Annotated in this window: 4 protein-coding genes and 1 rRNA gene; 2 read left to right on the top strand and 3 right to left on the bottom strand. The window is 55.4% G+C overall.

All coding sequences use genetic code 11. The annotated features are described in order from the left end of the window. A 5S ribosomal RNA gene (gene rrf, locus PGR29_RS07660) occupies positions 1–88 on the top strand; the annotation flags it as partial. 712 nt (positions 89–800) lie between these two features. Continuing rightward, a complete protein-coding gene (locus PGR29_RS07655; RefSeq protein WP_113374507.1) occupies positions 801–2099 on the top strand; it encodes an MFS transporter in 1299 nt (432 codons plus the stop codon). 2 nt (positions 2100–2101) lie between these two features. Here PGR29_RS07655 and PGR29_RS07650 read toward each other — a convergent pair whose 3' ends face one another. From PGR29_RS07650 to PGR29_RS07640, 3 genes are all read right to left on the bottom strand, one after another. After that, positions 2102–2425, bottom strand: coding sequence for a YfiM family lipoprotein (locus PGR29_RS07650; RefSeq protein WP_087858385.1), 324 nt, complete (start codon positions 2423–2425; stop codon positions 2102–2104). Positions 2426–2466: 41 nt separating this feature from the next. After that, positions 2467–3822, bottom strand: coding sequence for a CDP-diacylglycerol--serine O-phosphatidyltransferase (gene pssA / locus PGR29_RS07645; protein ID WP_316424346.1), 1356 nt, complete (start codon positions 3820–3822; stop codon positions 2467–2469). Between the two features lie 96 nt (positions 3823–3918). Further along, positions 3919–6594: a bifunctional acetate--CoA ligase family protein/GNAT family N-acetyltransferase gene (locus PGR29_RS07640; RefSeq protein ID WP_087858387.1), complete on the bottom strand. Its 2676-nt coding sequence runs from the start codon at positions 6592–6594 to the stop codon at positions 3919–3921. Positions 6595–6602 lie beyond the last annotated feature (8 nt).

Below are 6602 nucleotides of genomic sequence, written 5' to 3'. Positions count from 1 at the left end.
CTGACCCCATGCCGAACTCAGAAGTGAAACGCCGTAGCGCCGATGGTAGTGTGGGGTCTCCCCATGTGAGAGTAGGGAACTGCCAGGCATCAAATAAAACGAAAGGCTCAGTCGCAAGACTGGGCCTTTTGTTTTATTTGTTGTTTGTCGGTGAGCGCTCTCCGGAGTAGGACAAATCCGCCGGGAGCGGATTTGAACGTTGCGCAGCAACGGCCCGGAGGGTGGCGGGCAGGACGCCCGCCATAAACTGCCAGGCATCAAATAAGAAGAACCCCGTACCGAAAGGTGCGGGGTTTTTTGCTGTGCGGGGTATATCCCCCCGGTGGCGCTGCGCTTACCGGGGCTACAGACCGCGTAGCAACCCGTAGCCCGGGAAAGGCGCCTCGCGCCGCCCCCGGGGAAAGCGATCATATCAATATAAATGAAAGGCTCAGTCGGAAGACCGGGCCTTTTGTTTTTGTGTTTTGCGGACAGGTACTCCGCCATCTCCCCGGTGGCGCTGCGCTTACCGGGGCTACCGATCCGCACCTCCTGCGGGGAAGATCGCGCCATATCCACACGCTCACCTTCATTCAAAGCCATATAAAACCCCGTTGTTATACCCACTTCGCCATAATTCACTTTTTCACTGCTCATGTACTGACGTAAATCGCGAAAACCAGTGTTACGAAAAAAAATGTGAATACAATCACATATAAATAAATAACAATTATATAACATTTGGTTCACTAATTAATTTGTCCAAGTGACGTGTCACGCCCGATGAGACAGATTACGGTCTTTGCTGGAGCAAAATTATAATGACAGAAAGTAGCATTAACGAGCAGGGGGCCCTGGAGCAGGGCGATACCCGGCGCCGTGTATGGGCAATTGTGGGTGCATCTTCAGGGAACCTGGTGGAATGGTTTGATTTTTATGTCTACTCATTTTGCTCACTCTATTTTGCGCACATCTTCTTCCCTTCAGGAAATACCACCACTCAATTGTTACAAACAGCCGGAGTTTTTGCCGCTGGCTTCCTGATGCGCCCCATCGGCGGCTGGCTATTTGGCCGCATTGCTGACCGGCGCGGACGTAAAGCCTCAATGCTTATTTCGGTATGCATGATGTGCTTCGGCTCGCTGGTGATTGCTTGTCTACCGGGATACGCCACTATCGGTACCTGGGCACCGGCGCTGCTGTTGCTGGCACGTCTGTTCCAGGGCCTGTCCGTTGGCGGGGAATATGGCACCAGTGCGACCTACATGAGTGAAGTGGCAGTAGAAGGAAAGAAAGGATTCTACGCCTCTTTCCAGTACGTTACGTTAATTGGCGGTCAACTGCTGGCGGTACTGGTCGTTGTCGCGCTACAGCAAATCCTCAGTGATGAAGACTTGCATGCCTGGGGATGGCGTATTCCTTTTGCGCTGGGCGCCGTACTGGCCATCGTCGCGCTGTGGCTGCGCCGTCAGTTGGATGAAACCTCGAAGCAGGAAACTCGTGCGCTGAAAGAGGCCGGTTCCTTTAAAGGTTTGTGGCGTAATCGCCGCGCTTTTGTCATGGTGCTGGGCTTTACCGCCGCTGGCTCGCTGACTTTTTACACCTTCACCACCTACATGCAAAAATATCTGGTGAATACCGCAGGCATGTCGGCCAGCACCGCCAGCATGATTATGACGGCGGCGCTTTTCGTGTATATGCTGGTACAACCGCTGTTTGGCGCCTTCTCGGATAAGGTGGGGCGCCGCACTTCAATGCTATGCTTCGGCGTGCTGGCGACGCTGTTTACCGTGCCAATCTTGAGTGCGCTGCAGAATGTTAGCTCGCCGTATGCCGCATTTGCGCTGGTGATTTGCGCGTTGTTGATCGTCAGCTTCTACACTTCCATCAGCGGTATCCTGAAGGCGGAAATGTTTCCAGCACAGGTTCGCGCGCTGGGCGTGGGCCTGTCCTATGCGGTGGCAAACGCGCTGTTCGGTGGTTCGGCTGAATATGTCGCGCTGTCGCTTAAATCTGCGGGAATGGAAAATGCCTTCTACTGGTACGTGACGGTAATGGCGGCGATTGCCTTCCTGGTCTCCCTGATGCTACATGGCAAAGGGAAGGGCCTGCGTTTGTAACCTTATTGATGCGCCAGTTGCCACACCGCATAGCCGGTGGTGGCGCCGGCGACATCCCAGGCGAAATCCTTCCAGCTCCAGCCGCTCCCAGCCGGGCGGCTGTCCCATAACTCTTTTGATGCCCCCAGACTAACGGAAAACATCAGGCCGATGGCGGCGCTGCGATCGCGGCTGTATCCCTGATGCTGCGCATATTCATTGCCGGCCGCGGAGAGCATTGCCGACGCGAGAAAGTGTTGGGCCTTGTCCTGACCACGCCAGGAATCATTGGCCATATGGCTGCAACCACTGAGCAGAAGAGGGATAATAATCACGAAGTAGCGCATAGTGCTTCCTGAAAAAAGCCCCGTATTACGGGGCGTTGATCTTAGAGAATGCGGCTGATAAGACGGTCGATGCGGATGCGTCGCAGACGGCGGATGAGCTTTTTCACCTTCACCGGATAGTCGGCGATGCTTTGTAGATCGCGATAATGCTTCACTACCGTCGTATGCGTACGGATGAGCTGAAGCTCCTTTTCCCGCATTTCGCGCAGTTGATGCTTAGGATCGTGGATAAGCACGGCATTTTCCAAATCCAGCCGCCAGGCGCGCGGATTGAGGTTGTTGCCGGTCAACAGCATCCATTCGTTATCAACCCACATACCTTTCAGGTGGTAGCTGTTATCGTCATCTTTCCATAAACGCACGATGAGCTGATCGGTATTCACATAATATTGCAGTCGGCTCAGGAAGCGACGCAGGTTAATTTCGTACAAATAAGGCAATGCGCCGATGATTTTAAACGGCTGATCTTCCGGGATATAGAAGTCGTTCGCGGTCTTATCGCCGACGATGATTTCCACTTTTTTGCCGCTGCGTAGCAGAGAAATAATGTTTCTGACCAGTACGGCGGGCAGGTTGAAATACGGGGTGCAGATGGTCAGCTTATGTTCCGCACACGGCATCAGGTGGAAGATAGTCTTGTTGAGCAGGCTCGATTTACCGAGCCCGACCAGCGGTGTGACTGACAGTTGATCTTCATCGGCATTGCCGGTGAAGTGATAGCCGCTTTCGCGCAGATCCTGGCGATACAGGCGGATATCGTTTTTGATTTCCGGGCTTTTCGGCCGATCCGGGCGATCCAGTCGATTTACGCCGCGACCCTGTACCAGATTCTGCTCGACCCAGTCGAACATTACGTCGGCCATCTTGCCGTTGCGGATACACTGATAGCGATCGTAGCGATATTTATCATGCTGATGCAGGTACACATCATTCAGGCTGGCGCCGCTATAGATGACGCTATCGTCGATGATGAAGCCTTTAAAATGGAGCACGCCGAGCGCTTCCCGGGTATTGACCGGGACGCCATAGACCGGGATTTCAATCCCAGGGTTTTCCAGGGCCATACGACAGTACCAGTCGGCATTGGTATTGGAGGCTGCTGCGCCGATGCGGCCGCGCTGGGCGCGATGCCAGTCAACCAGCACGCGTACATCCAGTTCCGGACGTTGACGTTTAGCGTCATACAGGGCTTGCAGTATTCCTTTTCCGCCATCATCTTGCTCGAGGTAGAGCGCAATAATGCAAATACGCTGGGTGGCGTGGGCTATCTTTGCCAGTAGCGCCTGGCGGAAATCAGCCGGCGCGTAAAAGAACTCGATATCATCAACTGACTGAGAGAGCTTAGGGAGTTGGGCAAGGTGTTGTTGATGTTTATTACGCTTAAATTTTGACAACATCACAGTGCGTTTCTTCTCTGTTTATTGAAGGGTCTTCTGTACCATGCAGACGACGTAAGCGGGCAATAATACCATCACTACCCGCGAATGTGGTCATTAATTGCTGTCGCTTGTCACCGAATGTAACGTATTTAGTGCAAGAGACAGGCTTACAATTCCGTCTTCTAACTGGATATCCACTGCAAAGCCAAGTTTCCTGGCGAGGCCTATCATGCCGCGGTTATTTGGCATGGTGATGCCATTTAAGCGCTGTAATCCGTGTCCTTGCGTGTAGGCGATCAGCTTTTCAAGGAGCTGTCGGCCAAGGCCTAAACCTTTCAGGTCCGAGCGTACCAGTACGGCAAACTCGGCATCAATATTATCAGGGTCGGAAATCGCTCTGGTCACGCCGAGGATCTCGCTTCCTTGCTCCGTGGCGCGTACCGCAACAAAGGCCATTTCACGATCGTAGTCGATCTGCGTCATATTGGCTAAGTCGTCATGGGTGAATTCGTTGATCTCGCTGAAGTAGCGGTAATAGAGATCTTCTTTGGTGACCTGCTCAATAAAGGCTAATAACAGAGGTTCATCCTCAGGCAGGATCGGCCGGAACAGGCAGCGCTCGCCGTTTTTCATTACCACCCATTCCTCAAGTTGCTGCGGATAGGGTCTGACTGCCAGCCGGCTTTCGCTGTCGCCGCTAAATGGCGCCAGGCTGAGAGTAACGTCGAGGGCGGTAAATTCGTTGCCGGAAGCAAGCAAGGGGTGAATATCCAGCCGCTGGATCTCGGGGCAATCGACGATCAGGTTAGAGACCTGTACCAGCAACTGGCTGAGACCGGGAATATCAAGCGGGCGTAGCGCGCTGCGTCCGCGGATCTTTTTGCTCTTGATGGCCTGGATCACCAGATAACGCGCCAGGTTCATATTCAGCGGCGGCAGGGCGACCGCGGCTTGATTTTCCGCTCGCCATTCGACGCCGCCCTCGCCAAGCATAATCAGCGGGCCGAAAAGCGGGTCATGCTCGACGACTACCCGAAGTTCCTGTGCCCCGGCGCGGTTGGCCATGCTCTGTACCAACAGGCCATGAATGCGCGCCTGCGGCCAGGCCATTTTTACCCGGTCAATAATCGCGTCCGCCGCCTGCTGGACTTCAGCAGCAGTACGCAAATAGAGCATAACGCCCTGAACTTCAGATTTATGCGGAATATCCGGCGAACGTAACTTCAAGGCCACCGGGTAGCCAATCTGCTCGGCGATATGTACCGCTTCGGCGCTGTCGGCGGCAATCCAGGTGGGAAGAGTATGGATGCCGTAGGCGCGCAGCACCGGGCTGACCTCATGGGTGTCCAGTGAGGTCGCGCCTTCGCTCAGCGCGCGCTGCAACAGCGTGTGAGCCTCGGCGGTATTGGCGGTCAACGTATCAGACAATACCGGCGTTTCACGGAGCTGTTTCTGGTTGCGACGGTATTCCACCATATGCATAAAGGCGGTAATGGTACCCTCGGGTGTGCGATAGGTTGGAATACCTGCCTCGCTAAATAGCCGTCGCGCCTCCTGGGAGGAGAACTCCCCGCACCAGTTCGTCAGCACCGTGACGTATTTTCCGCGCGGATGACGCTTAAGGGCATCAATCAACGCCAGCGCGCTTTCGGTGCCCGGCGCCGCGGCGCTGGGGGAGTGAATCACCAGCAGCGCATCATAATCCTGGCTGTCCAGCAATACATTCAGCGCTTTGAGATAGTGCTCGCTACTGGCGTCATCGCGCAGATCCAGAGGATTAGCCACTTCGACGCCTGTCGGTAACGCCTGCCTGAGCTGGTCACAGGTGGCTTCACTGAGATTGGCGAGCTTGCCGTTACGCAGCCACAGTTCGTCCAACGCCAGCGCTGCCGGCGCGGCGCCATTACTGATGATCATCAGCTTTTCGCCGCGCAATGGGCGCATATGGCTCAGGGTTTCAACGGCGGAAAAGAGTTCATGGGTGTCCTGCACGCGCAGCAGCCCCGCCCGCTGAATAGCGGCGTCCCAGGCGGGATCCATCCCTGAGTTTACATGCAGTAATTTCTGCGCCGCCGGGCTGCGGCCGCTTTTAATGACCAGAATGGGTTTATTACGCGAGGCGCTACGGGCAGCGGAGACAAAACGCCGGGCATCGCTGAGATGCTCCAGATAGAGCAGGATAGCGCTGGTTTTGCTATCGCGGGCGAGAAAATCGAGCAGGTCGTCGACGTCGATATCAAGGCTATCGCCCAGCGCAATAAAGTACGAAAAACCCATTTCACGCTGCTGCGCCCAGTCCAGAATGGTGTTAGAGACGGCGGCGGATTGCGAGATAAACGCCAGCTTGCCGCGCTGGATAGGGACCGGCGAAAAGCTGGCGTTCAGCCCCTGCCACGGCGCCAGTAGCCCCAGGCTGTTGGGGCCGAGCAGACGCATTTGATAACGGGCGGCGCATTCGAGCAGCGCCGGGTACTGATCCGGCTGTGAAGAGAGGATAATGCAGGTTTTACACCCTTTCCGCCCTAAGGCCTCGAGCAACTCGAGGTTGCGCCGGGCGTTAGTACAGAGCACCGCCAGGTCCGGGGTAAACGGCAGGCTGTCGATAGTCGGCCACGCCAGTACGCCAAGCACCGCCTTCCAGGCGGGCGTCACCGGCAGGACTGGGCCATTAAAACCGCCGGCTAACAGATTGCGCATCATTAAATAGCCAGCGCGCTGCGGTTTCATCGATGCGCCAATGACGGCGATCGATTTTGGCCGCAGCAGTGCTTCCAGGCCTCGTTGGCTCATACCGGTCT

The organism is Klebsiella sp. 141203, assembly GCF_032601985.1.
Taxonomy (GTDB): domain Bacteria; phylum Pseudomonadota; class Gammaproteobacteria; order Enterobacterales; family Enterobacteriaceae; genus Klebsiella; species Klebsiella aerogenes.
The sequence above is the reverse complement of the archived record's forward strand: the minus strand, read 5'-3'. Positions and strand labels throughout refer to the sequence as shown.